At 52.8% G+C, this 504-nt stretch carries 1 pseudogene; it reads right to left on the bottom strand.

The features are described 5' to 3' along the window. A pseudogene (locus K0335_RS22365) lies at positions 1–504 on the bottom strand (Clp protease ClpP); the annotation flags it as partial.

The raw sequence follows: 504 nt of genomic DNA, 5'->3' as shown, positions 1-504 counted from the left end.
ATTACCGTTACCGGCATAAATATGAGCCGGGGTATTTTTATTGGATGGCGTGGACTCGCGCCCCATCTCGTTCAACAGCTTTTCGCGGGCCTGCTCCAGCGAACATTCAGGATCGGCAAGACACTGAGCCTGCAGCGTCTGATAACGCCCGCCAAACATGGCAAACAGATCATTAATACCGTTTACACGCGCTTTTTGCTCTGCCAGTACCTGCGCACGGATACTGTTTTCATCCACCACGGGTGCTGCTGCCTGCACTGGCGTCCGGGAGGCTGCAGGTTCATCATCCTGTACGCGTGGAGCACTGTTGCGTGGCGGAGTAATCATGTTTCGAATGGATTCCGGCATCTTTTTAAATTCCTCTGTACGTTTTGACTGAATACATGCCATTGCCTTAACGGCTGGCGTTACCTGATCAGCAAATCCATGTGCCAGACATTCGGCACCGGACATCCAGGTCTCATCCGCCAGCATGGCAGCAATTTCATCGGTGGTTTTCCCGGT

Origin of the sequence: Escherichia sp. GZ89 (genome assembly GCF_019366485.1) — a bacterium.
In the GTDB taxonomy this organism is placed as follows: domain Bacteria; phylum Pseudomonadota; class Gammaproteobacteria; order Enterobacterales; family Enterobacteriaceae; genus Escherichia; species Escherichia fergusonii.
This window is presented reverse-complemented; position numbering and strand designations above follow the sequence as displayed.